Source organism: Streptomyces sp. NPDC020875 (assembly GCF_040641415.1).
GTDB lineage: Bacteria > Actinomycetota > Actinomycetes > Streptomycetales > Streptomycetaceae > Streptomyces.
Genome location: NZ_JBFADP010000021.1, coordinates 48,863 through 75,553, shown reverse-complemented (window position 1 = coordinate 75,553; position 26,691 = coordinate 48,863). Strand labels below are relative to the sequence as shown.

Here is a 26,691-nt window from a genome sequence, read left to right as displayed (position 1 = left end):
ATCCGGGCCCGGTGTTATTTTCCGAGCGCGTCCGCCCGCGCGGCGGCCGGAGCCGCCTCCGGGGTCGTACCGCAGAACTCGGCGTCCAGCAGCCGACGCGGCTTGTCCCGCCCCCAGTCGCTGTTGACGTGGTACGCGAGTGAGTGCCGCCCGTCCTCGGTGGCGACCATCCGCGCCACATTGCCGCGCAGCCGGCCGCCGTGCCCCCAGAGCTGCTTGCCGCAGCTCGTGGTGAAGGTCTCCAGTCCGAGCCCGTAACCGGGTCCCGTGCTGCCGGGCTGCGGAACCAGCGTCTTCATCGCCTTCAGCTGCTCCGGCGGCAGCAACTCGCCCCGGAGCAGGGCCCGCAGGAAGCGATTGAGGTCGGCCGTGTCGGAGATGACGTCCCCGCCGCCCCACGCCTGGGAGCCGTTCATCGCGGTGACGTCGTGGACCGGTCCCGGCGGCCCGTCGTCGAGGGTGGAGTAGTTCCTGGCGCTCGGCTTCGGAATCCGTGTGCTAGCCCCCGGGTTGGAGGTGGCGTCCAGCTCCAGCGGCTCGATGATCCGCTCCCGGATCTGCCGCTCGTACGACGTCCCGGCCACCTTCTCGATGATCAGCGCCGCGAGGACGTAGTTGGTGTTGGAGTACCGGTGCGTCCCGGCCGGAATGTCGTACGGCGCGTTGCGCAGCGCGTAGCCGATCAGGGTTTTCGGCGACAAGTACTGGTGCCGGTTCTTCAGAAACCCCTCGCCGCCGCCGTACCGGGCGTGGAACTCCGGGTCCTCCAGGTGGTTGAAGATCCGGCTGGTGTGGTTGAGGAGCTGCCGTACGGTGACCCGGCGCCCGTCGTGCCCGTTGCCGCGCACCACGCCCGGCAGCCACTTCTCGACGGTGTCGTCCAGGTCGAGTTCGCCTTCGGCCTCCATCTGGAGGAGCACGGTGGCGGTGAAGGTCTTGGTGAGGGAGGCTGTCCGGAACCGGTCGTCCGCGCCGCGTTCCCGTCCGGTCCTCAGATCGCCGGTGCCCTCCGCGTGCCGCCACAGGCCGTGCCCGTCGACGGCCGCCGCCGTGATGCCGGGCGGGCCGCCCGCGACCACCGCCTGTTCCATCGCGACCCGGGTCGCGGTGTGGCGGTCGCGGTCGCCCGCCGGGCGGGGCTCGGCGCCCACTGGGGTCGCCGCCAGGGCGGTGGCGGCCGTCGCGCCGGTGATCACGGCGGCCACGGCCGTACGCCAGGGGCGCCGAGCCCCGCTCATGAACCGGCCGCCGTTCGGGCCCGGTCGGCGAGTGCCCTGAGGGACGGGGGAGTCTCCGCGACTCCCGTATCGGCTCCGGCACGGGCTCCGGCACCGGCTCCCGCCTTCGGCGCCGTACCGCAGAACTCCGCGTCGACCGGCCGCATCAGACCGTCGAACCGCCAGTCGCCGTTGGTGTTGAACGTGAGGGAGCGGCGGCCGTCCTCACTGCTCATGGACATCGTCAGCGACCCCTTCCAGCCACCGGTGTGGCCCCAGACGACCGTGCCGCAGCTCGTCGTGTACTGCTCCAGGCCGAGGCCGTAGCCGTAACCGATCTCCATGGGGTTCGGGGCGGGGGTCTTCATCGCCGCCAGCTGCTCCGGGGGCAGCAGCTTGCCCTGGAGCAGGGCCCGGAAGAACCGGTTGAGATCGGCGGCGTCGGAGATCATGTCCCCGGCGCCCCACACGGAACTGGCGTTGGAGCTGGTGATGTCCCAGATCTCGGGTCCTGGCAGATGTGTCAGGGTGCTGTAGGCCCGGCTGCCGGGCTTCGGCCGGGTGGTGCGGTCACCGGGGTTGAGGGTGGCGCGCAGCCCCAGCGGGTCGATGATCCGCTCCCGGATCTCGTCCTCGTACGCGTCACTGGTCACCGCCTCGATGATCAGCGCCGCGAGGACGTAGTTGGTGTTGGAGTACTGATGGACACCGCCCGGCTGCTGGGTGGGCGGATTGCGCATCGCGTACCCGACCAGCTCCTCCGGTTCGTGCGAGGCGTGGCGGTTCTTCAGATATCCCGGACCGGCGGCGTATACGGAGTTGAACTCCGGGTCGCCGAGGTAGTCGAAGACGCCGCTGGTGTGGTTGAGCAGCTGGCGGACGGTGATCTTCCGGCCGTCGTGTCCCTGGCCGTGGACCAGGCCGGGCAGCCATTTCTCGACGGTGTCGTCGAGGTCGAGCCTGCCCTCCGCCTCCAGTTGGAGCAGGACGGTGGCGACGAAGGTCTTGGTGATGGAGGCGATCCGGAAGCGGTCCGTCTCGCCCCGTTTCTTGCCGGTCTTCAGATCGCCGACGCCGATTCCGGCCCGCCAGACGCCGTTCGCGTCCTGCGCGGTGGCGGTGACCCCCGGCAGTCCATCCGTGACGATCTTCGTCAGGGCGGCCCGGGTGACGGTCCTGTCGGTGCCGTTTGTCGTACCGGTGGCGGTGCTGGTCCCGCTTGTCGTACCGGTGCTGCCGGTGGTTGCCTGGGCGGGGGCGGCGGCCAGGGCGGTGGCCGCGAGTGCCCCGGTGATCAGGGCTATGGATGCCGTACGGCGCCGGGGCCGGGGCCGAGGCGTGGGGGCGGTGGTCATGAACGGTCTCCGATCCGTAGGGAGGCGCTCTTGTCGAGGGCGCCGGCGGCGGCGGGCTTCGGGGTCGTACCGCAGAACTCGGCTTCGACCGGGGCGAAGAGCGCCGGGTTCCGCCAGTCGCCGTTGGTGTTGTACGACAGCGAATGGCGGCCGTCCTCGGTGGTGACCGCGAACGAGAGGGACCCGATCCAGCCGCCGCTGTGCCCCCAGACGGTCTTGCCGCAGCTCGTGGGGAAGGCCGTCAGGCCGAGTCCGTAGCCCGAGCCCGGCCACTCCGGGTCCGGGATGATGGTCTTCATCGCCTTGAGCTGCTCCGGCGGCAGCAGCTTGCCCTGCATCAGGGCGCCGAGGAAGCGGTTGAGATCGGCACCGTCGGAGATCATCTCGCCGTCGCCCCAGGACTGGGAGGCGTTCTGCACGGTGGCGTCGATGAGAGCGCCCGTCGGCTCCTCGGCGAGATAGGTGTACGCCCGACTGCTGGGTCGCGGCATCAGACTGCTGTCACCGGGGCTGCTGGTGGCCCGGAGCTTCAGCGGTTTGAAGATCCGGTCCCGCAGCTCCTTCTCGTACGTCCGGCCGCCCGCCTTCTCGATGATCAGGCCCGCCAGCACGTAGTTGGTGTTGGAGTACGTGTGGCCCGCGCCCGGCTGATGGGTGGGCGGGTTCTTCATCGCGTACCGTACGGCCGCCCAGGGACTCCGATAGTCATACCGGTGCTTGGCGAAGCCGGGTACGGAGAGGTACTTGGTCCGGTAGTCGGCGTCGGCCAGGTAGTCGTAGACGCCGCTGGTGTGGTTGAGGAGCTGGCGGACGGTAATCTTCCGCCCGTCGTGGCCATGGCCCTGTACGGCGCCCGGCAGCCACTTGTCGACCGTGTCGTCGAGGTCGAGCTTGCCCTCCGCCTCCAGTTGGAGCAGGACGGTGGCGACGAAGGTCTTGGTGATGGAGGCGATCCGGTACCGGTCGTTCTCGCCCCGCTTCTTGCCGGTACGCAGATTCCCGGCGCCCGTGGCGTGCTTCCACACTCCGTTCGCGTCGGTGACGGTGGCGGTGACCCCCGGGTGGCCGTTCGCGACGATGGTCGCCAGGGCGGTCCGGGTGGCGGTCCTGTCGGTGCCGCTTGTCGTACCGGCGGCGGTGATATCGGCGGTGGCGGGTCCGGCCTGGGCGGGGGCGGCGGCCAGGGCGGTGGCCGCGAGCGCTCCGGTGATCAGGGCGATCGTGGCCGTACGGCGTCTTCTGGCGGTGGTCGTGCTCATGGTCGGTCGTTCCTTCCCGTACGAGGGCAGGGCCGGTCCCCCGTACCGGCCCTGCCCGCTGTTGTAGGTCTGTAGGTACTGCCGGTGTCGCCGGTTTCCCGGGTCTCCCGGGTCTACGGGGCCGGTGGCGGCCCCGGGTCGATCCCGCAGAACTCGGCGTCGGCCACCCGGCGGAAGCTCTGCCGGGTCAGGGACCAGTCGCCGTTGGCGTTGAGCGCCACCCGGTGGCGGCCGTCCTCGGTGGTCATCGCGTAGGAGAGGGAGCCCGGACCGATACCGCCGTGGCCCCAGACGGCGGCCCCGCAGCTCGTCGGGACCTTCTGGAGGCCGAGTCCGTAGCCGCCGGGTGTGGTGGTCCGCATCGCCGCGAGCTGTCGGGGCGGGAGCAGTTCGCCGCCCAGCAGCGCGCCCGTGAACCGGTTGAGATCGGCCGCGGTGGAGACCATGTCGCCGGTGGCCCAGCCCGGTGACGCGTTCAGCTCGGTGACGTCGTGGACGGTCGTGGCGTTCGGGTCGGGCGAGAGCTTGGAGTACGCCCGGCCGCTCGGCTCCGGCAGCCGTACGGTCCGCCCCGGGTTGTCGGTGTGCCGGAGCTTCAGCGGGTTGATGATCCGCTTCCGGACCTGGTGTTCATAAGGAGTACCGGTGACCTTCTCGATGATCAGACCGGCGAGGACGTAACCGGTGTTGGAGTAGTGGTATCCGGCGCCCGGCTCGAAGTACGGCGGATGCGTCATGGCGATCCGGACGAGTTCGGCGGGGCGGACGGAGTCGTAGCGGGTCTCCAGGAAGCCCTCGTGGACATAGGCCCGCTGGAAGTCCGGGTCCAGCATGTAGTCGTAGATCCCGGCGGTGTGGTTGAGCAGCTGGCGGACGGTGATGTCGCGGCCGTCGTGTCCGTTGCCCCGGACCACGCCCGGCAGCCATTTCTCGACGGTGTCGTCGAGGTCGAGCCTGCCATCCGCTTCCAGTTGGAGCAGGACCGTGGCGGTGAAGGTCTTGGTGACGGAGGCGATCCGGAAGTGGTCGTTCCGGCCGCGCTTCTCGCCGGTACGGAGGTCTCCGACACCGGCCGCGCTCTTCCACACGCCGCTGGGGTCCGTCGCTGTGACGGTGACCCCCGGCACGCCCTCCGCCACCAGCAGTTCGATCGCCCGCTGGGTGGCGGTGTGCGTGCCCCGGCGGTCGCCGGGTTCCTCGGCCCGGGCCGGGGCGGCGGCCAGTGTGCCCGCCGCCACCGCCCCGGCGACCAAGACGACGGCCGCCCGCCGCCGGGCCGTACGGACCGTCACCGGTTCCGGCTGCCGTACGGCGCGTCGGCACCGGTTTCGCCCGCCGACTTCGCGGGTGTGCCGGAGGTGTCACCGCAGAACTCGGCGTTCACCACCCGGGTGAAGGCCGCCGGTGTGACGTCGTAGTCGCCGTTGGCGTTGAACGCCAGCTGATGGCGGCCGTCCTCGGTGGTCACCGCGTCGGAGAGACTGCCCATCGCCCCGCCGCCATGGCCCCAGAGTGTCTTACCGCAGCTCGTGGACGTCTTGTAGAGGCCGAGCCCGTACCCCTCGGCCGTGGTCGTCTTCATCGCCGCGAGCTGCTTCGGCGACAGCAGCTCGCCCCGCATCAGCGCCCGGTAGAAGCGGTTCAGATCGGCGGCGCTGGAGATGATGTCGCCGTCCGCCCAGCCCTGGGAGCCGTTCATCACGGTGGTGTCGTGGATCGTGGTGGCGTTGGGGTCGGGGGAGAGCTTGGAGTACATCCGGCTGCTCGGCTGAGGCAGATGGAACGTATTGCCGGGATTGGTGGTGGCCCGGAGCTTCAGCGGGTTGATGATCCGCTTCCGGACCTGGTGTTCATAAGTAGTACCGGTGACCTTCTCGATGATCAGACCGGCCAGGACATAGCCGGTATTGGAGTAGCGGTGCTCGGCGCCCGGCTTGAAGTTCGGCGGATGCGCCATGGCGACCGCGATGTGGTACTCCGGGGGCACGGTGTCGTACCGGTGCTTCAGAAAGCCCTCGAAGAAGTACTTCTGCTGGAAGTCCGGGTCTTCGGTGTAGTCGTAGACCCCACTGGTGTGGTTGAGGAGCTGGCGGACGGTGATCTTCCGGCCGTCGTGTCCATTGCCCCGGACCAGGCCGGGCAGCCACTTCTCGACCGTGTCGTCCAGGTCGAGCCTGCCCTCGTCCTCCAACTGGAGCAGGACGGTCGCCACGAAGGTCTTGGTGATGGACGCGACCCGGAACCGGTCGTTCTCGCCGCGCTTCTTGCCGGTCCGCAGATCCCCGACGCCCGCCGCGCTCTTCCACACCCCGTTCGCGTCCGTTGCCGTGACGGTGACCCCGGGCACGCCCCCCGCCACCATCGCCTCGATCGCCCGCTGAGTGGCCGAATGTCCACCCTCGCGGTCGTCGCGCTCACCGGCCCGGGCCGGGGCGGCGGCCAGCGTGCCCATCGCCACCGCGCCCGCGATGAGCGCCGCCGCCCCCGTGCGGGCCGCCCGCCGTCGCCGTACCGCCGTCGTCCCGGCCGCCCCGGTCCTCGTCACCGTCATCCGCGCACTCCCCGCTGGTCTTGCTGCCGACTGGCCATCGGGGGAAATGACCACACAAGGGGCGTCGATGGTTGATAGACGGGACGAGATGGCCGAGTTGTGACCCATAGACCTCTGTCCAGCTACGCGCGTTGACCCTAGGCTGCCGGGGCGGCCAAGCCGTTGAGCCGTGCCGATCGAGGGGAATCCGAGGGAAAGATGTCAGCCACTCCACAGGAGCCGGGAATCCGCGTCCCCGGCAGACCGGACCGGGCCCGCCGGAGCCGCCGTACGCGCCGGGCGCTCGGTGCCGTCGCCGGACTCGCCACCGTCGGCGCCCTGCTCGCGGCGCTGCCCGCGGGCACCGCGGGCGCCCATGAGCGCGACCGCGACGACAAGGGCGGCAAGGGCCACGGCCACGGCCGTACGGTCGACGTCCAGTTGCTCTCCTTCAACGACATCCACGGCCATCTCCAGCCCCCCTCGGGCTCCGGTGGCCGGGTCACCCACACCAACCCCGACGGCACCACCCGCACCATCGACGCGGGCGGTGTCGAATATCTGGCCACCCATCTGCGGGAGGCCCGCAAGGGCGAGAAGTACACCGTCACCGCCGCCGCCGGTGATCTGATCGGCGCCACCCCGATGCTCTCCGGGCTCTTCCACGACGAGCCCACCATCGAGGCGCTCAACGGGCTCGACCTCGACGTCTCCTCGGTCGGCAACCACGAGTTCGACGAGGGCGCCAAGGAGCTGGCCCGGATCCAGAACGGCGGCTGCCACCCCACCGCGGGCTGCTTCCAGCCCGGCCGGGAGTTCGAGGGCGCGGAGTTCCCCTATCTGACCGCCAATGTCACCCATGAGAAGTCGGGCCGGCCGCTGCTGGACCCGTACTACATCTGGGAGCACAAGGGTGTGAAGATCGGCTTCATCGGCGTCACCCTCGAAGGCACCCCCGACATCGTCAACGCCGAGGGCATCAAGGGCCTGAAGTTCGGCGACGAGATCGAGGCCATCAACAAGTACGCCAAGGTGCTGGAGCGCAAGGGCGTCAAGTCCATCGTCGCCCTGCTGCACGAGGGCGGCTTCCCGGCCTCCAACTCGTACAACTACAACTGCGACAGCCCCGGCCCCGGCGACGGCATCTCCGGCCCGATCGTGGACATCGCGAAGAAGGTCAGCCCGCAGGTCGACGCGCTGGTCACCGGGCACACCCACCAGGCGTACGCCTGCACCATCCCGGACCCGGCGGGCAAGCCGCGCACGGTGACGTCGGCGGCGTCGGCGGGACGGCTCTACACCGAGACGACCCTCACCTACGACCGGCGGACCAAGGACATCGTCCGGACCGCGGTCGACGCCACCAACCACGTCGTCACCCGCGACGTGCCCAAGGCCCCGGACATGACCCGGCTGATCGACCGCTGGAACGCGCTGGCCGCGCCGATCGCCAACCGGCCGGTCGCGCACATCGGGTCGGATATCGACAATCCGCTGAACGCGGAGGAGCGCCCCCTCGGCAATCTGATCGCGGACGCCCAGCTCGCGGCCCTCTCCCCGGCCGACAAGGGCGGCGCCCAGCTCGCCCTGATGAACCCCGGCGGCATCCGGGCGCCCCTGGTCCACAAGGCGTCCGGCGCCGAGGGCGACGGGGTGGTGACCTACGGCGAGGCGTTCACCGTCCAGCCCTTCACCAATATGATGAATGTGGTCGATCTGACCGGCGCCCAGCTGATTACCGCACTGCGCCAGCAGGTCAGCGGCTCCAACCAGGCGGCCCCCAAGATCCTCCAGGTCTCCAAGGGCTTCACCTACACCCTGGATCTGACGAAGGCGGGCGCGGACCGGATCGTGGCCGACTCGGTCCGGCTGAACGGTGAGCCGATCGATCCGGCGAAGACCTACCGGGTCGCGATGAACGAGTTCCTGAGCGGTGGCGGCGACGGCTTCGCGGTCTTCAAGGAGCACAAGAACAAGCTGGTCGGCGCGTCCGACCTGGATGTCTTCATCGGTTATCTGACGGCCAACGGCACCCCGTCGGCCCCGCTGGCACCCCCGGCGACGGGCCGGATCACCATAGTCCGGTGATTCCCGGTCCCTGACGATCGACGCGGTACGGCCCCGGGCGCTCGCCCGGGGCCGTACGTGTGCCGGGTCCGGCCGGGTCGGGCCGGGCACGGGGTGGCGCGTGACAAGTACTTGTGCGGGGCGGGGCCCGGTGGGTCGTCAGGCCGGGCCGTCGGCGCCGTGCGGGTCGTGGGTGATGAGATCCCCCGGCTGGCAGCCGAGCACATCGCAGATCCTCGACAGGGTGGAGAACCGGACGGCCTTGGCCCGGCCGTTCTTCAGTACCGAGAGATTGACGACGGTGATCCCGACCCGCTCGGAGAGTTCGGTGAGGGTCATACCGCGTTCGGTGAGGACCCGGTCGAGATGGATCCGGATCCCATGGGGCTCGTCCTCGGCCATCAGATGGTCCCTTCGAGGTCCTCTCGCATCCGGACGCCCTCCTGGGTGACCTTGCCCATGACCACCCCGGCCAGCCCGGCGAGCGTCAGCACCAGCGGTCCGGAGAATTCGGGCCCGGAGTCCACGATCGGCGCCATGCTGTGGACCAGCCAGGAGTGCGACCAGCCGGCGACGAGACCCGTCAGCGGCGTCCCCACGGTAACCAACCAGCCGAGTGCGGTGAGCCCGCCCGCCGCCTTGGTGGTGAACGGCCCCTCCGTCACCACGACCTTGAGCAGCCGGGAGAAGAACAGCAGGGCGATCGCGCCGAACAGCAGCCAGGGCAGCGTACTGCCGAGATCGGCGACCCGCTGGGCCACGGCGGGCGCCTCCTGGCAGAGCCGGACGGCACTGCCCGACCCCTCCACCCCCGGGTTGACCGGCAGTTCGCCGACGAGTGCCGGGTTGCGCCAGAAGTCGGTCTCGACGCAGATGTCCCCCGTGTCGATGAGCCGCGAGAACGCCTTACCACTGAAGACGAGCCCGCAGAGCGCGGACAGTCCGAGGGAGGCCGAAGCCAGATTCCTGGTGAGTCGGTTGTTCATGGCATCGCCTCCACGGCCGTCACGCCCATCGCTGGGCGCCTATCGATTTTCGATATGCCGACTCTAGCCCGGCATATCGATAATCGACAAGTCCTCGACTGTGAGTGATGTGGTGGGCGCGTGGGGTGACGAATCGCGGGCCCTCGGCATCCGGCGCCCGGTGTCTCCGACGGGGCGGCCAGACCGCGCCCGGGAGGCGGACCACCGGCCAGAGTGCCGCCGTCCGGGCCGGGCCAACGGGCCGCCGACGGGCCGCCGATGGGCCGCCGATGGGCCCGTTCCGGGCATCCGGCACCCCGGATGCCCGGGCACTGACTAGCATGGCGAATCGCCGTCGGGAGACAGGAGCGTCGCGTATGCGGAAGGCCGCAAACCTCTTGCTCGGCATGGTCGTTCTGGGCCTCGCGGGTACGGGATGCGCTTCGGGCGACGGGAAGTCCGCAGCGGGAGAGCGGCCGGAAGAGCCGTGTACGAACTCGCTGTGCGAGTCCTACGAGGCCGGTTACGCGGTCGGCGAGAAGGCACTCACCGAGAAAGCGGAGGTCACGCTCTCACCCGCCCAACGCGACCGGCTGCCCCGGTACGACGGTTCCCGGGGCAGCGCGTTCGCGGCGGACGGTGCCGTCGCCGACATCCTCTGCGAGCGGGCGGCCGATGACTACACGGACACCGACGCCGTGACCACCGACATCCCGGAGCACGAGGAAGCCTTCACCACCGGCTGCACCGACGGTGCCACTCCGCTCCTCAGCGGCAAACCGAACCGGTACCAGTACGAGCGGCCCCCGGCCGGGTAGCCGCGCGCCGAGACCGCCCGGGCCCTTCACCGGGTCGGCGGCGGGGGTTCCGGCACACCTGGTCGGTCCTATGCGACGCCCGGTGTCTCCGACGGGGGCGGCGACACCGCGCCCGGGAGGCGGACCACCGCCAGTGTGCCGCCGTCCGGGGCCGGGTCCAGGCGGATGTCGCCGCCCGCCGCCGCGACCGTACGGGCCACGATCGACAGGCCCAGACCCGAGCCCGGCAGCGCCCGTGCCGACGGGGAGCGCCAGAAGCGTTCGAAGACGTAGGGGAGTTCGTCCGCCGGGATCCCGGGGCCGTGGTCGCGGACCGTCAGCCGGCCGTCCCGCAGGACGACCGAGACCTCCGCGCCCGGCGGCGAGAACTTCACCGCGTTGTCCATGATGTTGACCAGCGCCCGCTCCAGCGCCGCCGGGTCCGCCCGGACGTACCAGGGCGCGAGATCGGCGGTGAAGGTGAGTTCGGGGCCGCGCAGCCGGGCCCGGTCGAGGGCGGTGGCGGCGATCTCGTGCAGGGCGACGACCCGCGCCGGGCCGCCGTCGCCGTTCGGCACGTCCGGCCGGGACAGCTCCTGGAGGTCCCCGATCAGCGCCGCCAGCTCCTTCATCTGCGCCTGCACACTGGCGAGCAGCGCCCGGCGGTCCTCCGGCGGGATCGCCCGCCCGGTCCGCTCGCTTCTGGCCAGCAGATCGATATTGGTCCGCAGCGACGTCAACGGGGTACGCAGCTCATGGCCCGCGTCGGCGATCAGCCGCGCCTGCCGGTCCCGGGACGACGCCAGGGCCTCGGTCATCGCGTTGAAGGAGCGGGAGAGCCGGGCGATCTCGTCGTCGCCGTCGGCGGGGATCCGTACCGTCAGATCCTCGGTACGGGCCACGTGCTCGACCGCGTCCGTCAGCCGGTCCACGGGCTGGAGCCCGGCCCGCGCCACCCACAACCCGGCCGCGCCCGCGCCCAGCACACCGAGCCCGGCGAGCCCGGTGAGCAGCAGCGCCAGCCGGTTCAGCGACGCGTCGATCTCGTCCAGGGGGCGGGAGACGGAGACCGCGATATCGCCCGTGGCCAGCTCCATCGCCGTGGTGTGCGTCCGGACCTTGCGGCCGGAGTCCGTGGTTCCGCTGTGCAGCGCGCTGTCCAGCCGCCCGTCGGCCACCCCGATGTCGAGCTTGGTGACCTTCACCGGCTGGCTGTAGTCGGTGACGCACCGGGAGCCGTCGGGGGCGACGATCTGGGTGTACGCGAACGACTCCTGGTCCTCGTCGACGGGGACCGGCTCGGCGGTGACCGCGCACTTCTTCAGGGCCTCGACCACCAGCTTCTGCGGCGCCCTGGTGTTCTCCAGGGACCGGTCCAGTTCGGCGTTGAGCTGGGCCCGGGTCAGGACCCAGGAGACGACGGCGACGGCCGCGACGGCGAGCGCCACGGCGACCGCCACGAGCAGGGCCAGCCGGGAGCGCAGCGGGAGGCGGCGGAACCGGTGGACCAGGCCGGGGCGACTCCGACGGGCGGGGCCGACGGGGCCAGTGGGGCCGGTCGGACCGGTGGGCGGTGGCGTGGAGGGCGGCGTGGGCGGTACGGGCGGCGACGGCGGCGGCCCCGAGTAGGTCACTCCTCGCCTCCGGGCGCCCGCAGTACGTACCCCACACCCCGTACGGTGTGCACGATCCGGGGCTCCCCGCCCGCCTCCGTCTTCCGCCGCAGATACATCACATAAACATCCAGGGAATTGGAGCTGGGCTCGAAGTCGAAGCCCCAGACCGATTTGAGGATCTGCTCCCGGGTCAGTACTTGCCGGGGATGCGTCAGCAACAGTTCGAGCAGGGTGAACTCGGTCCTGGTCAGCTCGACCGGCCGGTCCGCGCGGTACACCTCGCGGGTGGCCGGGTTCATGGTCAGATCGCCGAACCGCAGGACGTCCCCCGGCTCCCCGGACCCGGTGGCGTCGCCGGGCGCGGGCGCGGGGGAGGCGTACGAGCTGCGCCGCAGCAGGGCCCTGATCCGGGCGAACAGCTCGTCCAGCTCGAACGGCTTCACCAGATAGTCGTCGGCGCCCGCGTCGAGCCCGGTGACCCGGTCGCCCACGGTGTCCCGGGCGGTCAGCATCAGAATGGGCACGGTGGAGCCGCCCGCGCGGATCCGGCGGGCGGCCGTCAGCCCGTCCATCCGGGGCATCTGGATATCGAGCACGATCAGATCCGGCCCGTACTCCGCCGTCCTCGCGAGCGCGTCGAGGCCGTCCACGGCGACCTCGGTGCCGTACCCCTCGAAGGCGAGGCTCCGCTGAAGGGCCTCGCGGACGGCGGGCTCGTCGTCCACGATCAGTACGCGGTCGGGGGCGTGGTCGGTGTCGCGGTCGCGGTCGCGGCTCTCGGTCATACCGTCAGCCTCGCACGGCCTCGCGAACTCCCCGGGACCGGGCGCGCGGGCGCCCCGAAGGGCACCGGGACCGGGCGCGGCCACCGCTCGGGCGGCCCCCGCGCCCGCCTCCTCGGACCCGGGCCATGACCCGGACCTGGACCTGGACCATGACGCGGACCTGGACCTGGACCCGGACTCGGACCTGGACCCGGACCATGACCCCGATCTGAGTCCGGACCCGGCCGGTCCGTGGGTCCCGTCAGGCACCGGCGCGCAGCTCGGCGAGGGTGCTCTTCACCGTGTCGACGGGGATCGCGAAGCCGAGCCCGACACTGCCGGCCGCGGCCGACCCGCTCGCGGCGCTCGGCGCGTACATCGCCGAGTTGATGCCGATGATCCGCCCGTTCATGTCGATCAGCGCGCCGCCGGAGTTGCCGGGGTTCAGGGACGCGTCCGTCTGGATCGCCTTGTACGTGGTCGTCGCGCCGCCGGTCTCCCCGTTGAACTGCTGCCCGCCGAACTCGAAGGGCCAGCCGCGTTCCTGCTGCCGGGGCCGCTCCTGGTCCTTGGCGACGGTCACGTCCCGGTCGAGCGCCGAGACGATACCGCTGGTCACCGTGCCGGTCAGGCCCTCGGGGGAGCCGATGGCGACGACCTCGTCCCCGACCCGTACCGCGTCGGAATCGCCCAGCTGAGCCGCCTTGAGACCGCTCGCGCCCCGCGCCTTGATCAGGGCGAGGTCCTTCTCGGGGGCGGTGCCGACGACATCGGCGAGATAGGTCTTGCCGCCGTCGAGCCGGACCCGGACGGTGTCGGCGCCGCCGAGTACGTGGCTATTGGTGACGATCTCCCCGTCCGCCGTGACAATCACACCGGAGCCGGTGGAGTTCCCGCCTCCGCCGGTCGCGGTGATCTCCACGATGCTCGGCGACACGGCCTCCGCGACCCCGGCGACCGTCCCGGTGGAGACCGAGGAGATCCCGGTCCCGGCGACCCCGCCGGACCGCCCGGGGGCGGCCCGGTCCTCGGTCGCCCGGTCCACCAGTGCCGACACCCCGCCGCCGACGGCCGCCGCCGCGATCGCCACGGCGACCATCAGCGCGACCGGCCGCCGCGCCCTGGGCCGCGCATGCGGCTGCGGCTGGGACTGCGGATGGGACTGGGACTGGGACTCCTGCTGCCACTGAGGCGGCGCGGCGGGCGGCGCGGGCCAGGCGGACGGGGGAGCGTCGGTGCGGTGGCGGTAGTCGTCGGTCATGTCATCGACTCTCGCCGCCGAGTCTGAGAAGGATCTGAGGGCGCGGTGAGAACGGGGGCAGAGTTCCGTATGCCCCCTATAAGGGCGGCGGCGGTACGGGGGTGTGCGGGCTCGCTCCCGTACGGCTTCGGGTCCGTACGGCTTCGGGCTCCCGGCCCCCGCCGTCAGGCCGGGACGCGGGCCAGCGCGCGGTGCTCCGTCGGCCGGAGCCCCATGGTCCGCTTGAAGGCGACACTGAGCGCGTACGCGTTGGCGTAGCCGACCCGGTGCGAGACCGCGTCGACCGTCGCGTCCGTCGTGGCCAGCAGATCCGCCGCCCAGCAGATCCGCCACTCGGTCAGATAGGCCATCGGCGACTGCCCCACGAGATCCGTGAACCGCCGGGCGAACCTGGCCCGCGACGCCCCCGCCTCCGCCGCCAGCGACGCGACCGTCCACGGCCGGGCCGGATCGCCGTGGATCAGCTTCAGGGCCCGGCCCACCACGGGGTCGGCATGCGCGCTGTACCAGGCCGGAGCATGCGCGCCGGGGAGTTCGAACCACTCCCGCAGCGACGACACCAGCAGGAGATCCAGCAGCCGGTCCAGGACCGCCTGCTGCCCCGGAACGTCCCGGGCGATCTCCTTCTCGATCATCAACAGGGTCGGGCAGTTGTCGGGCCCGGCCGGAACCAGCGCTATCCGGGGCAGCGCGCCGAGCACCCGCTGGGAGACGCTGCCACCGGCCTGGTAGGAGCCCTTCAGCAGGATCGCGCCCGGGTCGTCGAGGGACCGTCCGGAGCCGCCCGGTCCGCCCCCGAGCGGGTCCGAGCCGCACCAGGGCAGATCGCCGAGGACCAGCGCGCCCTCCGGTGTCGTACACCGGTCGTCCCCGTGGACCAGCGCCTGCGGCGGGGTGCCGGGGGAGTCGGCGACGGTGTACGGCTCCGGGCCGGTCACGATCGCGATGTCGCCGCGCCGCAGCGGTACGGGTTCGCCGCCGTCCGGCACGATCCACGCGTCGCCGACGAGGGCGCTGAGGACCGAGACCGGGGCGCGGTCGAGGAACCTCAGCCCCCACGGCGGATCGAGTACGGACTGGTTGAAGATCGCGCCCCGGGGCCGGACTCCGTGCAGCAGGCTCGACAAGGCGTCATCCATGGCATCAGATCGTATGACCGCCGCGGTCGCCGGGATGGCCGTTTTAGGGGCTCGCGGTGGCCGTTCCGGGCCTTCCCCGGGCCGCCGGCTTCTGACTAGCCTCGGCCGGGACGGCGGATGGACCGTCCGCGCGTCGTTCCGTACGCACGCAGAGGACAGGGGGAATCCATGCCCGCATATGTCATCGCCACCATCGATGTGGACGACGAAGCGGCGGCCATGGCGTACGCGCCGTTGGCCGCGGAGGCCGTCATCCGCCACGGCGGACGCTATCTCGTCGCGACACCCGTACCGAAGCCGGTCGAGGGGAGCTGGGACTCCGGACGGCTGGTGGTGATCGAGTTCCCCGACCTGGAACGGATCCACACCTGGTACGACTCGCCCGAGTACCGGCGGGCCCGGGAGATCCGGGAAGGCGGGGTCCGGCTGGGGCTGCTGTTCGTGGAGGGCTCCCCGCCGGAGGGATTCCAGCCACCGGCCGAGTAGTCCGGCGAGATCCTCTCGGGGCGACCGCCCGACGCGACACGACCCGACGACCCGACGACACGACGACCCGACGCGAGACGATCGGACATCGAACCGAGAGGATCAACCATCGACCGTCCCCTTCCGGGCCGGTGTACTGGCGGACATGACGACATCCTCGACATCCGCATCCGCTGTTCGCCCCGCCTCCGTACTCGTACTCGGCGGCACCGGGAAGACCGGCCGCCGGGTCGCCGACGAACTCCGGCGGCGGGGCCGTACCGCCGTCGTCGCGTCCCGGTCCGGCGGTGAGGACCGCCCCGGCACCGTCCGCTTCGACTGGGCCGACCCCTCGACCTGGGAACCCGCCCTCGACGGCGTCGACGCCGTCTACGTCGTGGACTCCCAGGGCCCGGACGCCCCCGCCGAAGTCCGCGCGTTCGTGGAACTGGCCGGGCGGTCCGGCGTACGGCGGCTCGTCCTGCTGTCCGCCCGGGTCTGGGGCGAACTGGACGTACCCGGCGCCCTGGACACCGAGAACGCGGTCCGCGAGGCCGCGGAAGGCACCGGGCTCGGCTGGACGATCCTGCGCCCCACCTGGTTCTCGCAGAACTTCACCGAGCTGGAGTTCTTCGTCACCCCGCTACGGGACGGCGAACTGCGGCTCCCCACCGGCGACGGCCGGGAATCCTTCGTCGACCTCGACGACCTCGCGGAAGTGGCGGCCGTCGCGCTCACCGAGGACGGACACGCGGGCCGTACGTACACCCTGTCCGGGCCCAAGGCCCTCAGCTTCGGGGAAGCCGTCGCGGAACTCGCCGCCGCGACCGGGCGCCGGATGCGGTTCGTGCCCGTCACGGAGGACGAGTTCCGGGCCGAACTGGCGGCGGGCGACGCGGAGGCTCCGCCGGAGGGGGCGGACATCTACGTCACCCTCTTCCGGCACATCCGCGAGGAGCGGGGCGCGGCACCGGCGGACGGGGTCCGCGAGGCGCTGGGCCGGGAGCCGCGGGACTTCTCCGACTACGTCGCGACGGTCGCCCCCGCGCACCCGGCGGCGCGCGGCGCCCACGACGCCCACGTTTGAAGCTGCCGCCTTCTCCGAACCCGGCCGCGCCACCCGCCCGGCTGCGCCTGAGCTTCCCGGGGGGCCGCGCGCCCGGCGCCCTCAGGTCTTCCCCGGCCTGCGGACCGTGGCTGGCTGGTCGCGCAGTTCCCCGCGCCCCTGGTTGCTCCTCCTGACGGCCTTCGGAAAGAGACGGGCCCTCCTATCAGAGGCTGCCCCTTGCAGGGCCATTGCGGGGGAGAGCATTTAGGGGCGCGGGGAACTGCGCGACCAGCCACAGGCGGTCCGCAGACCGCCGACAACATCAGGCCCCCGGGCGAGAGCCGGGTTGTGGGCGGTGCCCCGGAGAGCCAAGGCGCTGGGGGTCCCCCCATTGCCGGAGGCATAGGGGGCGGAACTGCGCGAACGGCCACGACGGTGGTGCAGACCGCCGACAACACCAGGCCCCCGGGCGCGACCCGGGTATTCGGCGCAGCGCCCCGGAGGGCTTGGGCGCGCGGACCCCCCAGAAGCTCAGGCGCAGCCGCAGGAGCGGCGGATGACCAGGCCCGAGGGGAACTGTCTGACCCGGTCGCGGCGTGAGCCGGGGACCCGGAGGCTGTCGTCCAGGACCAGGTCCACCGCCGCGCGGGCCATCGCGGGCCGGTCCGACGAGACCGTCGTCAGCGGCGGATCCGTCAGATGTGCCTCTTTGACGTCGTCGAAGCCCGCGACGGCCAGCTCCCCGGGGACGTCGATCCGGAGTTCGCGGGCGGCCCGCAACACCCCGAACGCCTGGTCGTCGGTGGAGCAGAAGATCGCGGGGGGCCGGTCGGGGCCGGAGAGTAGTTTGAGGGCGATCTGGTAGGCGTCGTACCGGTTGAAGGGGGCCTGGAAGAGGCGGCCCTCCACGTCCCGGCCGGATTCCAGCATGGCCCGGCGCCAGCCTTCGACGTGGTCGGTGACGGGGTCCCCGACGGGCGGTGTGGTGTCGGGGCCGCCGAGGCAGGCGACGTAGGGGTGGCCGTGTTCCAGCAGGTGCCGGGTGGCGAGTTGCGCGCCGCCGATGTCGTCGGTGACGACCGCGACGTCGTCGATCGCCTCGGGGCGTTCGTGGAGCAGTACGACCCGCGCCTCCCACGCCTCGATCTCGGCCGCCGCGCTTTCCGTCAGGCCCTGGCTGACCAGGATGAGTCCGGAGACCCGCATGCCGAGGAAGGCCCGCAGGTAGTGGACCTCGCGTTCGCGGCGGTAGTCGGAGTTGCCGACGAGGACCATTTTCCCGCGTTCCGCCGCGGCCTGTTCGACGGCGTGCGCCATTTCGGCGAAGAACGGCTGCCGGGCGTCGGGGACGACCATTCCTATGAGGTCGGTCCGGCGGGAGGCCATGGCCTGGGCGACCCGGTCGGGCCGGTAACCCAGTTCCTTGATCGCGGCGAGAACCCGCTCGCGGGTGGCCGGGGCGACCGGCCGGGGTCCGTTGTTGATGACGTAGCTGACGACGGCGGTCGATGTCCCCGCCAGTCGCGCAACGTCGTCCCGCGTCACCTTGGCCACGCGCCGCAGTCTACGCGGGGTGACCCGCTTCCGGGCAGGTCGTTCGCGTTATCTCACAACGTGGAGGGGAGGGTTGCGGCGAGCGCTCGGGGGAGCCTCCCGGTTACTCTCCGGTACCGGAACGGCACCCGTGCGGAGAGCCCGTAGGCGCTCCGTCCCGGCCCCGCCGCCTACTCCGCGCCCGTACGCGACCCCGCGCGCGCCGTCACGCGCTCCGGCTTCTCCACCGCCGGCTTCTCCGCCGCCTTGTCGGGCGACTTCTCCGGTGTGACGAACCGGTATCCCACGTTCCGTACGGTTCCGATCAGCGACTCGTGCTCCGGGCCCAGCTTCGCCCGCAGCCGTCGTACATGGACGTCCACCGTCCGCGTACCGCCGAAGTAGTCGTAGCCCCAGACCTCCTGGAGGAGCTGGGCCCGGGTGAAGACCCGGCCCGGGTGCTGGGCCAGATACTTCAGCAGCTCGAACTCCTTGAAGGTCAGATCGAGGACCCGGCCCTTCAGTTTGGCGCTGTACGTCGCCTCGTCCACGGACAGATCGCCGTTGCGGATCTCCATGGGGGAGTCGTCGAGCCCGATCTGGCGGCGGCCGGTCGCCAGCCGCAGCCGGGCCTCGACCTCCGCCGGGCCCGCCGTGTCGAGCAGGACGTCGTCCACGCCCCAGTCCGCCGTGACGGCCGCGAGGCCGCCCTCGGTGACCACCAGGATCAGCGGGGAGCCGAGTCCCGTGGACCGCAGCAGCTGGCAGAGCGACCGCACCTGCGGCAGATCGCGCCGGCCGTCGACCAGGATCACGTCCGCGCCCGGGGTGTCGACCAGGGCCGGTCCCTCGGCCGGGGCCACCCGCACGTTGTGCAGCAGCAGCCCGAGGGCGGGCAGGACCTCGGTGGACGGCTGGAGGGCGTTGGTCAGCAGCAGCAAGGAACTCATCGCCGCTCACCCGCTCCCCGGTCCGTCCCGTTCGTACAGCTGTCGTGCACGGTTGGCTCGCCCATGTCGTCGGTTCCTCCTCGGTCCCTGCGAGGACGTGGTTTCGCGCGGCTCCGGCGGCCCCGCCGGTTCACCTGCCTGTAACAACAGGCCGAAAACGCAAAAGGACCCGGGGGCTGCGTCGCCCGGATCCTCATTCCCAGCAGAATAGCCCACATGCGTTCCGAGCCGGAGGGCCGATCTCACCCAGTGGATGTCGACCCGATCACGTCCGGAGTCCGGCGCACCCTGCTCCGAACCTCCGATGATGTCCGTATTGAGGCTATTTATCAACCGGGTCGCGGGCTGAGGGGCGGCCCGGAGCGGAGCCGTACGCCCGCGATCGTCGTCGCCCATGGATTCACCGGTTCGGCCGACCGGCCCGCCGTCCGCCGGGCCGCCGCCGCGTTCGCCGCCCACGCGGCCGTCGTGACCTTCTCCTTTCGAGGTCACGGCCGGTCCGGCGGCCGGTCCACGGTCGGCGACCGGGAGGTGCTGGACCTCGCGGCGGCCGTCGAATGGGCCCGCGCCCTGGGCCATGACCGGGTCGCCACCGTCGGCTTCTCCATGGGGGGCTCCGTCGCGCTCCGGCACGCGGCCCTCTACTCCGCCGCACGCGGGGGGCGTACGGAAGCACGCACTGATGCCGTCGCGTCCGTAAGCGCCCCCGCGCGCTGGTACTACCGGGGTACGCCGCAGATGCGCCGGGTGCACTGGGTGATCTCGCGCCCCCTCGGCCGGGCCGTCGGCCGCTACGGACTGCGGACCCGGATCGAGCGCCGGGACTGGGATCCCGTCCCCCTCTCCCCGGTCGAGGCGGTCCCGCTGATCGCCCCCACCCCGCTGCTGATCGTGCACGGCGACCGCGATCCGTACTTCCCGCTCGACCACCCCAGGTCGCTCGCCGCCGCCGGACCGGCCGAGCTGTGGCTGGAACCGGGCATGGGCCACGCCGAGAACGCCGCCCCCGGCCCGCTGCTGGAGCGCCTCGCGGGCTGGCTGGCGGACCGTGCGGCCCCCTCGGATGGCTCATGATGGAGAACCGTGCGACGCGCGCGCCCCGGGCGGGCGCGCGGCGCGGACGAGGGATACACAGAGTTGGCCGGGTTGGCCGGGTTGGCTGAGATGGCAGAGACGACCGAGGGACGAGGGGAGCGGCGCATGCCCGCCGGAACCATCCGCTACTGGGCGGCGGCGAGGGCCGCCGCCGGGGTGGCGGAGGAGCCGTACGCGGCCGGGACGCTGGCCGAGGCGCTGGACGCGGTCCGCGAGCGCCACCCGGGCGAGCTGTCGCGGGTCCTGAAGCGCTGCTCGTTCCTCGTCGACGGCGACCCCGTCGGCACACGTGACCATGAGACCGTACGGCTTGCGGAAGGCGGCACGGTCGAGGTGCTGCCGCCGTTCGCAGGAGGGTGATCCGGAGAGTATGAGCAGCGATCAGCACTACCCGTACGATCCGTACGATCCGCACCGGCGGCCTGAGCCGGAGGAGGCGCCCTCCTACGGATATCCGCAGCCCGCGCAGCCGCAGCAGCCCGCGCAGACCTGGCAGGGCGACACCTGGGACACCCAGTACCAGCCGGGTCTGCCCCCGGCCGGACCGGGCGGACCGGCCGGGGCGGGCCCGGCGGAGCAGACGGCGTATCTGCCGCCGGTTCCGGGTGCCGGTCCGAATGGTCCGGGTCCGGGTCCGGGTCCGATGCAGGGGTACGGCCCCGGAGACGGTGTGCCCGGTTTCGGTACGGGCCCCGCCGAGGAGACGGCCTACCTGCCCCCCGTACCGCCCGCGGGCCCGGCACCCTCCTACGGCTATCCGCAGCCGCCGTCGTCGGCCGCGGCGGAGACCGCGTATCTGCCGCCCGTCCCCGCCGACCCCGGCCCTGGTTTCGGTGGTCCCGGTGGTCCCGGGTCGGCCGCCGAGCAGACGGCCTATCTGCCGCCCGTGCCCGGTGGCCCCGGCGGACCGGGTGCGCCCGGTCCGTCCACCGGACAGGCCCCCTACGCGCCGCAGGGCTCCGGCTTCGGTGGTCCCGCCGCTCCCGGCGGCCCCGGGTCCGCCGCCGAGCAGACCGCGTATCTTCCCCCGATCCCGGGCGGCCCCGGCCCCGGCCCTGGTTTCGGTGGTCCCGGTGGTCCCGGGTCCGCTGCCGAGCAGACGGCGTATCTCCCGCCCGTGCCCGGCGGTCCCGGCGGCCCCGGACAGCAGCCGATGCCCGGTGGCCAGGGATACGTCTTCCATCCCGGCACGCCCGGCGCACCCGCGGGGCAGGCGCCGTACGCGCCGCCGACGCCCGGTGGCCAGGCGTACGGCACTGGCCCCGGTGCGCCCGGTGGTCCCGGGTCGGCCGCCGAGCAGACGGCGTATCTGCCGCCCGTGCCCGGTGGTCCCGGCGGCCCCGGACAGCAGCCGATGCCCGGTGGCCAGGCGTACGGCTCCGGCCCCGGGGCGCCCGGTGGTCCCGGTTCGGCCGCCGAGCAGACGGCCTATCTTCCGCCCGTGACCGGCGGCCACGGCGGTCCCGGCGCGCCCCAGCCCATGCCGGGCGGCCAGGCGTACGGCTCCGTCGCGCCCGCTCCCGCATCCGCGCCCACGCCGCCGCCCGGTGGTGGTCGGCGGGCCCGGCGCCGGGGCGCGAACCCGCCCGCGACGAACGCCCCCACGACGAACACCCCCGCGACCCCGCCGGGGAACGCGCCCGCGCACGCCCCCGGGCCGGAAGCCGCCGCCGAACAGACGGCGCTGCTGCGTCCCGTCCCCGGCAACGCGCCCGGCCCCCGGCAGGGCGGCGGGGCGTACCCCCTGCCGCCCGAGGCGCCCGGAGCCGTACCCCCGGCCGCCGCGCCCGGCGCGCGCGCCGCCGACACCACCGGCTACAGCGCGCCCACCACCACCGGCAACGCCCGGATCACCGACGCCCAGCGCGCCAGGGCCGAAGGCCGGTCGCCGATCATCGCGCCCGGGATCCAGCCCGCCGCGCTCACCGCCGGACTCGGACTGCTGCTCGCCGGGGGCGCCGCCCTCGGCCCGTACGGACTGCTGATCCCGCTCGTACTGCTCCAGGCCGTCACCGCCGCGGGCTGGTTCCGGCTCAACGGGATGTGGCCCGCGCGCCAGGGCATCGCCCTCGCCTTCGCGGGCGGCCTCGTCGCCGACGGCGTACTGCTGGCCGCCGGGCGCGACGACGGGCCCGCCGCGATCCTCGGCACCCTCGGGGCCTGGGTCCTGATCACCGTCGTCCTCCAGCTGCGCAGCCACGCCTCCCCGGACGAGCGGATGTACGGCCTGATGGCGACCGTGGCGGCCGCCGCGTTCACCATCGTCGCCACCGGCTATCTGGCCGCCGCGCCCGACGCGGTGATCGTCGGCGGGATCGCGGTCGCCGCCGCGACCTTCGTCCGGGCCCTGCCGACGCCGTGGGCCGACCCCGGGGCGCTCGCCGTACTGGCCGCCGCCGGTGCCGGTGCCGCCGCGGGCGCGCTGACCGACTACGGCGTCAAGGCCATCGTCCTCGGCGCCGCGGCCGGGCTGCTCGCCCTGGTGGGCCTGCGGGTCGCCAGCTACGACTACCCGTCGCGGTTCGTCCACTTCACCGCCGGTGTCGCCCTGCCGCTGGCGCTCGCGGCGCCCGGGGTCTACCTCGTCGGGCGCGTCCTGGCCTGAAATCGCGGTCCGGCGGGAGAGGTGAGCCGGCGGGAGAGGTGAGCCGTACCACCTCTCCCGCCGGAACCATCCCTCACGGCCGTACGTCGATCACTAACAGGCCCTGAACGCCCGGGCCGTCAGCCATCAGCCGGTGTCAGCCGGATCATGAGGAGGGGGCACCGGATCATGCGCGCGCTACGAATATCCCTGATCACGGCGGTCGTCCTCGGCGGTCTGTTCGTCGCCGCCGACCGTATCGCCGTGAATTACGCCGAGTCCGAGGTCGCGGACAAGGTCCGCACCAGCCAGGGGCTCTCGAAGACACCCGACGTCTCCATCAACGGCTTTCCCTTCCTGACCCAGGTCGCCGGGAAGAGCCTGGACGAGGTCGAGGTCAGCCTGAAGGGTGTCGAGGCCACCGCCGACGGGCGCCCGGTGAAGATCACCGAGGTCAAGGCGGAGCTGGCCGATGTGAAGTTCGACAGCAACTTCTCGTCCGCCGTCGCGGGTACGGCCGACGGCTCCGGCCGGGTGACGTACGAGGACCTCACCCGGGCCGCCCCCCAGGGCGCCACCATCGCCTACGCGGGCCCCGAACGGGCCGCGCAGGGACAGGTCAAGGTCGTCGGGCCGCTGATGGACCTGCTCAAGGGGTCCGACCGGTCGAGCGGCGGCAGCGGACTCGGGGACCTGCTCAACCAGGAAGTGACCGTGTACAGCAAGGTCCAGCTGGTGGACGGGAAGACGGTACGGCTCACCGCGGAGAGCCTGCCCGGCGGGATCCCCATCCCCGGGCTGCACGGACTCCTCCGTGACGTACTCGACTACGACCTCACCCTGGAGGGCCTGCCGACGCCGCTGAAGCTGGACCAGGTGTCGGCGACGGAGCAGGGCCTGCACTTCAAGGGCCAGGGCCGCGACGTCTCCCTGATCGGCTGACCGCACCCCGACAACCGGGTTCCGCCCGGCGCCCTGGTGTTGTTCGCGGTCCGCGGCCCGTCCGTGGCTTGTCTCGCAGTTCCCCGAGCCTCTGGTTGCCCCTCTCGCCGCCCTCGGAGAGAGACGGGCCCTCTTACTCAGGGGCGGGGCCGGGGAGAGGCTTTTGGGGGCGCGGGGAACTGCGCGACCAGCCACGGCGGTGGTGCGGACCGCCGACAACATCAGGCTGCTGGGCGAGATCCGGGGTTGTGGGCCTCACGTGGAGGGCCAAGGCGCTGGGGGTCCCCCCATTGCCGAAGGCATAGGGGGAGGAACTGCGCGAGCAACCACCGGCGACGGTGAGCCGGAACACCACATCACGCCCTACGGCGCGTTGCCGTACCCCAAGGGGCGGTCGCGTCTGCCAACGGGGGCAGGCGTCGGTCTGCGGACCGTGCGTGGCTGGTCGCGCAGTTCCCGCGCCCCTGAAAGCCCCTCCCGGGCATCGGTCTTGAGGAGTGGGGATCAGGCGTCCGGCGCCGACGGGAGGGTCAGGGTGATGAGGCGGGCCAGGTGGCGGCCCGCCACGTGGAGCGGGCGGGCGCTGCGGGCCACCTGGGACGCGAACTCCGCCCCCTCCAGCGTGCTGATCACCGTGCACGCCAGGTCGTCCGCCTCCCCGTCCGCGACCCCCGCCGCCTTGAGCTTCGCGGCGACCAGGCCCTGCCACCGTTCGAACGCCGCGTCGGCCGCGTCGCGGATGTCGGGGAGCCGGCCCGCCGTGCCGAGGGCCGTCGCGGTGACGGGGCAGCCGTCGGCCCAGTCGGAGGCGGCGAGTCCGTCGGCGAGGCTCGCGGTGAGTGCGACGATCGCCGCCGCCGGGTCGTCCTCCGCGTCGAGCATCTCGGCGAGGATCTCCGCGAACTCGTCGTCGCCGCGCCGGACGGCCGCCACCGCCAGCTCTTGTTTGCCGCCGGGGAAGAAGTGGTAGACGGAGCCGAGGGTGGCCGCCGCCTCCTGGGAGATCTGCTTGATCGCCGTGGCGTCGTACCCCTGCCGCTGCATCAGCAGGGACGCCGCGCGGATGATCCGCTCCCGCGTCCCGGGCGCCTCCGGCTCCCCGGCCGCGCCGGAGGAACCGGGAGCGGGGGTCGTGTCCGTCGTCGCGTCGTGCCGGGCCCTGGTCTTCATCCGGACCACGATACAGGCGCTGGATAGAACGTCCACTACAGAAGCCCGCCCGCCGGGCCGCATGGTGAGACACGTCTGACCGGCGGGCGGACACCGGCTGTCGGGGCGGTCGGCCGCCGACCTCCGCCACCTCGGATGACCTTGGCAAATTCCGCATGGCGGACGATCGAGTCTCAATATGCGACACACCGGTGACATCCCGGCCGAGTCGTCCCTACGATCGGACGCATGAAGCAGCGACAGGCGGACCTCACGAAGCGGCGGGCAGTAGACCTGTGCCGCGTCGCCGCCATGCTCTGTCGCGCCGTCTGAGCGGGAGCCCGCTTCCGCGCCCCTGGCCCTTCGACCGCTGAACCGCCGATCAGGGCCGCCGCCGACTGTGCGGTCCCCGTACCGCGCCCGTTCCACCGACCGTCGTACGCCGCCCGGCGCCCGTCGCCGGGCATCGCAGCCCCGGGAGAGCACCCCGCAAGGCCCGACCGCCGTTCGCCGGCCACTGGTACGCCGCACAACGCACCGCACAGTCCACCGCATCACCGACCGGCCACCGCACCACAGCGCGATGCCCGGGCCACCTTGGCACCACACCGCCGCAACTGCCCCGGAGGAGAAGGAACATGAGCCGCAGCGACGTCCTCGTAGACGCCGACTGGGTCGAGGCCCACCTCGACGACCCGAAGGTCGCGATCGTGGAGGTCGACGAGGACACGTCGGCGTACGACAAGAACCACATCCGGAACGCCATCCGGATCGACTGGACGAAGGACCTCCAGGACCCGGTCCGGCGTGACTTCATCGACCAGGACGGCTTCGAGCGCCTGCTGTCGGCGAAGGGGATCGCCAACGACACCACGGTCGTCCTCTACGGCGGCAACAACAACTGGTTCGCCTCGTACGCCTACTGGTACTTCAAGCTCTACGGCCACCAGGACGTCAAGCTCCTCGACGGCGGCCGCAAGAAGTGGGAGCTGGACTCCCGCGACCTGGTCGACGGCTCCCAGGTGCCCGACCGCGCGGCCACCGAGTACAAGGCGCAGGCGCAGAACACCGCCATCCGCGCCTTCCGGGACGACGTCGTCTCCGCGATCGGCACCCAGAACCTGGTCGACGTGCGCTCCCCCGACGAGTTCAGCGGCAAGCTGCTCGCCCCGGCGCACCTGCCGCAGGAGCAGTCGCAGCGCCCCGGCCACGTGCCGAGCGCCCGCAACATCCCGTGGTCCAAGAACGCCAACGACGACGGCACCTTCAAGTCGGACGAGCAGCTGAAGGCGCTCTACACCGACGAGCAGGTCGACCTGGCGAAGGACACCATCGCCTACTGCCGCATCGGTGAGCGCTCCGCCCTGACCTGGTTCGTCCTGCACGAGCTGCTGGGTGTGGAGAACGTCAAGAACTACGACGGCTCGTGGACCGAGTACGGCTCCCTCGTCGGCGTGCCGATCGAGCTGGGCGCCGCCAAGTAATCCGCCCGGGCCGACACCCCGGCGGACAACAGACCGTACGTCAGCAGGATCAGTAGGAGAGCTGTTATGTGTGGAGCCAAGGCCGGAGGGCCCGACGCCTCGACGATCAAGCCCGGTGAGACCACCATCCAGGGCCAGGTGACCCGCGACGGCGAGCCCGTCACCGGTTACGTCCGGCTGCTGGACTCGACCGGCGAGTTCACCGCCGAGGTCCCGACCTCGGCCACGGGCCAGTTCCGCTTCTACGCGGCCGAGGGCACGTGGACCGTACGCGCCCTGGTGCCCGGCGGCACCGCGGACCGTACCGTCGTCGCCCAGCAGGGCGGCCTGGCGGAGGTCGCCATCGCCGTCTGACGTACGCCACGCCGTACGCCACACGGCGGCAGGCGTGCCGGAGGGCCGCACCCCAGGGGTTGGACGCCACTGGGTCCGGGTGCGGCCCTCCGGCCTTTTTCCGGGCGTACGGTTCCG

Annotated in this window: 25 protein-coding genes; 11 read left to right on the top strand and 14 right to left on the bottom strand. The window is 72.1% G+C overall.

The window, feature by feature from the left end; translation table 11 throughout:
- Positions 1 to 14: 14 nt before the first annotated feature.
- The 5 genes from AB0G74_RS14620 to AB0G74_RS14600 all read right to left on the bottom strand — a co-directional run bounded on the left by AB0G74_RS14620 (position 15) and on the right by AB0G74_RS14600 (position 6,382).
- Positions 15 to 1,238 (bottom strand): serine hydrolase domain-containing protein, encoded by a 1,224-nt coding sequence (locus AB0G74_RS14620; protein ID WP_361145226.1) that lies wholly within the window; start codon positions 1,236 to 1,238, stop codon positions 15 to 17.
- Positions 1,235 to 2,572, bottom strand: a complete 1,338-nt coding sequence (locus tag AB0G74_RS14615; protein WP_361145224.1) for a serine hydrolase domain-containing protein — start codon at positions 2,570 to 2,572, stop codon at positions 1,235 to 1,237. The genes AB0G74_RS14620 and AB0G74_RS14615 overlap by 4 nt, the downstream gene beginning before the upstream one ends.
- A complete protein-coding gene (locus tag AB0G74_RS14610; protein ID WP_361145221.1) occupies positions 2,569 to 3,831 on the bottom strand; it encodes a serine hydrolase domain-containing protein in 1,263 nt (420 codons plus the stop codon). Before AB0G74_RS14610 ends, AB0G74_RS14615 begins: the two co-directional genes overlap by 4 nt.
- Positions 3,832 to 3,944: 113 nt before the next feature.
- Entirely contained in the window at positions 3,945 to 5,123 is a 1,179-nt protein-coding gene (locus AB0G74_RS14605) for a serine hydrolase domain-containing protein (protein ID WP_361145218.1), read from the bottom strand.
- Positions 5,120 to 6,382 (bottom strand): serine hydrolase domain-containing protein, encoded by a 1,263-nt coding sequence (locus AB0G74_RS14600; RefSeq protein ID WP_361145216.1) that lies wholly within the window; start codon positions 6,380 to 6,382, stop codon positions 5,120 to 5,122. The genes AB0G74_RS14605 and AB0G74_RS14600 overlap by 4 nt, the downstream gene beginning before the upstream one ends.
- A 198-nt stretch (positions 6,383 to 6,580) precedes the next feature.
- On the opposite strand from AB0G74_RS14600, the gene AB0G74_RS14595 reads away from it, so the two are divergent.
- Positions 6,581 to 8,449: a bifunctional metallophosphatase/5'-nucleotidase gene (locus AB0G74_RS14595; protein WP_361145213.1), complete on the top strand. Its 1,869-nt coding sequence runs from the start codon at positions 6,581 to 6,583 to the stop codon at positions 8,447 to 8,449.
- A 138-nt stretch (positions 8,450 to 8,587) separates the two neighbouring features.
- On the opposite strand, the gene AB0G74_RS14590 is transcribed toward AB0G74_RS14595, so the two are convergent.
- Together AB0G74_RS14590 and AB0G74_RS14585 are read right to left on the bottom strand one after the other, a co-directional pair.
- Positions 8,588 to 8,830 carry a helix-turn-helix transcriptional regulator gene (locus tag AB0G74_RS14590; protein ID WP_361145211.1) on the bottom strand — a complete coding sequence of 81 codons (243 nt, stop codon included), beginning with the start codon at positions 8,828 to 8,830 and terminating at the stop codon, positions 8,588 to 8,590.
- On the bottom strand, positions 8,830 to 9,414 hold the full coding sequence (locus AB0G74_RS14585) for a DUF2975 domain-containing protein (RefSeq protein WP_361145208.1): 585 nt from the start codon (positions 9,412 to 9,414) through the stop codon (positions 8,830 to 8,832). Before AB0G74_RS14585 ends, AB0G74_RS14590 begins: the two co-directional genes overlap by 1 nt.
- 356 nt (positions 9,415 to 9,770) lie before the next feature.
- Between AB0G74_RS14585 and AB0G74_RS14580 the strand changes: the two genes are divergently transcribed.
- Positions 9,771 to 10,211, top strand: coding sequence for a hypothetical protein (locus AB0G74_RS14580; RefSeq protein ID WP_361145205.1), 441 nt, complete (start codon positions 9,771 to 9,773; stop codon positions 10,209 to 10,211).
- 68 nt (positions 10,212 to 10,279) lie between these two features.
- Here AB0G74_RS14580 and AB0G74_RS14575 read toward each other — a convergent pair whose 3' ends face one another.
- From AB0G74_RS14575 to AB0G74_RS14560, 4 genes are all read right to left on the bottom strand, one after another.
- Positions 10,280 to 11,701, bottom strand: a complete 1,422-nt coding sequence (locus AB0G74_RS14575; RefSeq protein ID WP_361145322.1) for a HAMP domain-containing sensor histidine kinase — start codon at positions 11,699 to 11,701, stop codon at positions 10,280 to 10,282.
- A 119-nt stretch (positions 11,702 to 11,820) separates the two neighbouring features.
- A complete protein-coding gene (locus AB0G74_RS14570) occupies positions 11,821 to 12,591 on the bottom strand; it encodes a response regulator transcription factor (RefSeq protein WP_361145202.1) in 771 nt (256 codons plus the stop codon).
- A gap of 241 nt (positions 12,592 to 12,832) precedes the next feature.
- A complete protein-coding gene (locus tag AB0G74_RS14565) occupies positions 12,833 to 13,831 on the bottom strand; it encodes a trypsin-like peptidase domain-containing protein (protein ID WP_361145199.1) in 999 nt (332 codons plus the stop codon).
- Between the two features lie 164 nt (positions 13,832 to 13,995).
- A complete protein-coding gene (locus tag AB0G74_RS14560; RefSeq protein WP_361145196.1) occupies positions 13,996 to 14,970 on the bottom strand; it encodes an AraC family transcriptional regulator in 975 nt (324 codons plus the stop codon).
- 168 nt (positions 14,971 to 15,138) lie between these two features.
- Between AB0G74_RS14560 and AB0G74_RS14555 the strand changes: the two genes are divergently transcribed.
- A complete protein-coding gene (locus AB0G74_RS14555) occupies positions 15,139 to 15,456 on the top strand; it encodes a DUF1330 domain-containing protein (protein WP_361145194.1) in 318 nt (105 codons plus the stop codon).
- Positions 15,457 to 15,601: 145 nt separating this feature from the next.
- Entirely contained in the window at positions 15,602 to 16,522 is a 921-nt protein-coding gene (locus AB0G74_RS14550) for an NAD(P)H-binding protein (RefSeq protein ID WP_361145191.1), read from the top strand.
- Between the two features lie 492 nt (positions 16,523 to 17,014).
- Here the strand turns inward: AB0G74_RS14550 and AB0G74_RS14545 are convergent, their stop codons facing one another.
- Positions 17,015 to 18,037: a LacI family DNA-binding transcriptional regulator gene (locus AB0G74_RS14545; protein ID WP_361145189.1), complete on the bottom strand. Its 1,023-nt coding sequence runs from the start codon at positions 18,035 to 18,037 to the stop codon at positions 17,015 to 17,017.
- Positions 18,038 to 18,207: 170 nt separating this feature from the next.
- Positions 18,208 to 18,966, bottom strand: coding sequence for a response regulator transcription factor (locus tag AB0G74_RS14540; protein WP_361145186.1), 759 nt, complete (start codon positions 18,964 to 18,966; stop codon positions 18,208 to 18,210).
- A gap of 216 nt (positions 18,967 to 19,182) precedes the next feature.
- On the opposite strand from AB0G74_RS14540, the gene AB0G74_RS14535 reads away from it, so the two are divergent.
- The 4 genes from AB0G74_RS14535 to AB0G74_RS14520 all read left to right on the top strand — a co-directional run bounded on the left by AB0G74_RS14535 (position 19,183) and on the right by AB0G74_RS14520 (position 23,587).
- Positions 19,183 to 20,040: an alpha/beta fold hydrolase gene (locus tag AB0G74_RS14535; protein WP_361145183.1), complete on the top strand. Its 858-nt coding sequence runs from the start codon at positions 19,183 to 19,185 to the stop codon at positions 20,038 to 20,040.
- 126 nt (positions 20,041 to 20,166) lie between these two features.
- Positions 20,167 to 20,421: a MoaD/ThiS family protein gene (locus AB0G74_RS14530; protein ID WP_361145181.1), complete on the top strand. Its 255-nt coding sequence runs from the start codon at positions 20,167 to 20,169 to the stop codon at positions 20,419 to 20,421.
- 793 nt (positions 20,422 to 21,214) lie between these two features.
- A complete protein-coding gene (locus tag AB0G74_RS14525; protein ID WP_361145319.1) occupies positions 21,215 to 22,666 on the top strand; it encodes a hypothetical protein in 1,452 nt (483 codons plus the stop codon).
- 168 nt (positions 22,667 to 22,834) lie between these two features.
- Positions 22,835 to 23,587 (top strand): DUF2993 domain-containing protein, encoded by a 753-nt coding sequence (locus AB0G74_RS14520; protein WP_361145178.1) that lies wholly within the window; start codon positions 22,835 to 22,837, stop codon positions 23,585 to 23,587.
- A gap of 504 nt (positions 23,588 to 24,091) precedes the next feature.
- Here AB0G74_RS14520 and AB0G74_RS14515 read toward each other — a convergent pair.
- The gene (locus tag AB0G74_RS14515) at positions 24,092 to 24,757 is read right to left on the bottom strand and encodes a TetR/AcrR family transcriptional regulator (RefSeq protein WP_361145175.1); all 666 of its coding nucleotides are present in this window, start codon (positions 24,755 to 24,757) and stop codon (positions 24,092 to 24,094) included.
- A gap of 228 nt (positions 24,758 to 24,985) precedes the next feature.
- Here AB0G74_RS14515 and AB0G74_RS14510 point away from each other — a divergent pair, with 228 nt between their 5' ends.
- The 3 genes from AB0G74_RS14510 (at position 24,986) to AB0G74_RS14500 (ending at position 26,574) form a co-directional block, all read left to right on the top strand.
- Positions 24,986 to 25,069 (top strand): putative leader peptide, encoded by an 84-nt coding sequence (locus AB0G74_RS14510; protein ID WP_350807544.1) that lies wholly within the window; start codon positions 24,986 to 24,988, stop codon positions 25,067 to 25,069.
- A 305-nt stretch (positions 25,070 to 25,374) separates the two neighbouring features.
- Positions 25,375 to 26,220: a sulfurtransferase gene (locus tag AB0G74_RS14505; RefSeq protein WP_361145173.1), complete on the top strand. Its 846-nt coding sequence runs from the start codon at positions 25,375 to 25,377 to the stop codon at positions 26,218 to 26,220.
- Between the two features lie 66 nt (positions 26,221 to 26,286).
- The gene (locus AB0G74_RS14500) at positions 26,287 to 26,574 is read left to right on the top strand and encodes a DUF1416 domain-containing protein (protein ID WP_004986406.1); all 288 of its coding nucleotides are present in this window, start codon (positions 26,287 to 26,289) and stop codon (positions 26,572 to 26,574) included.
- Positions 26,575 to 26,691 lie beyond the last annotated feature (117 nt).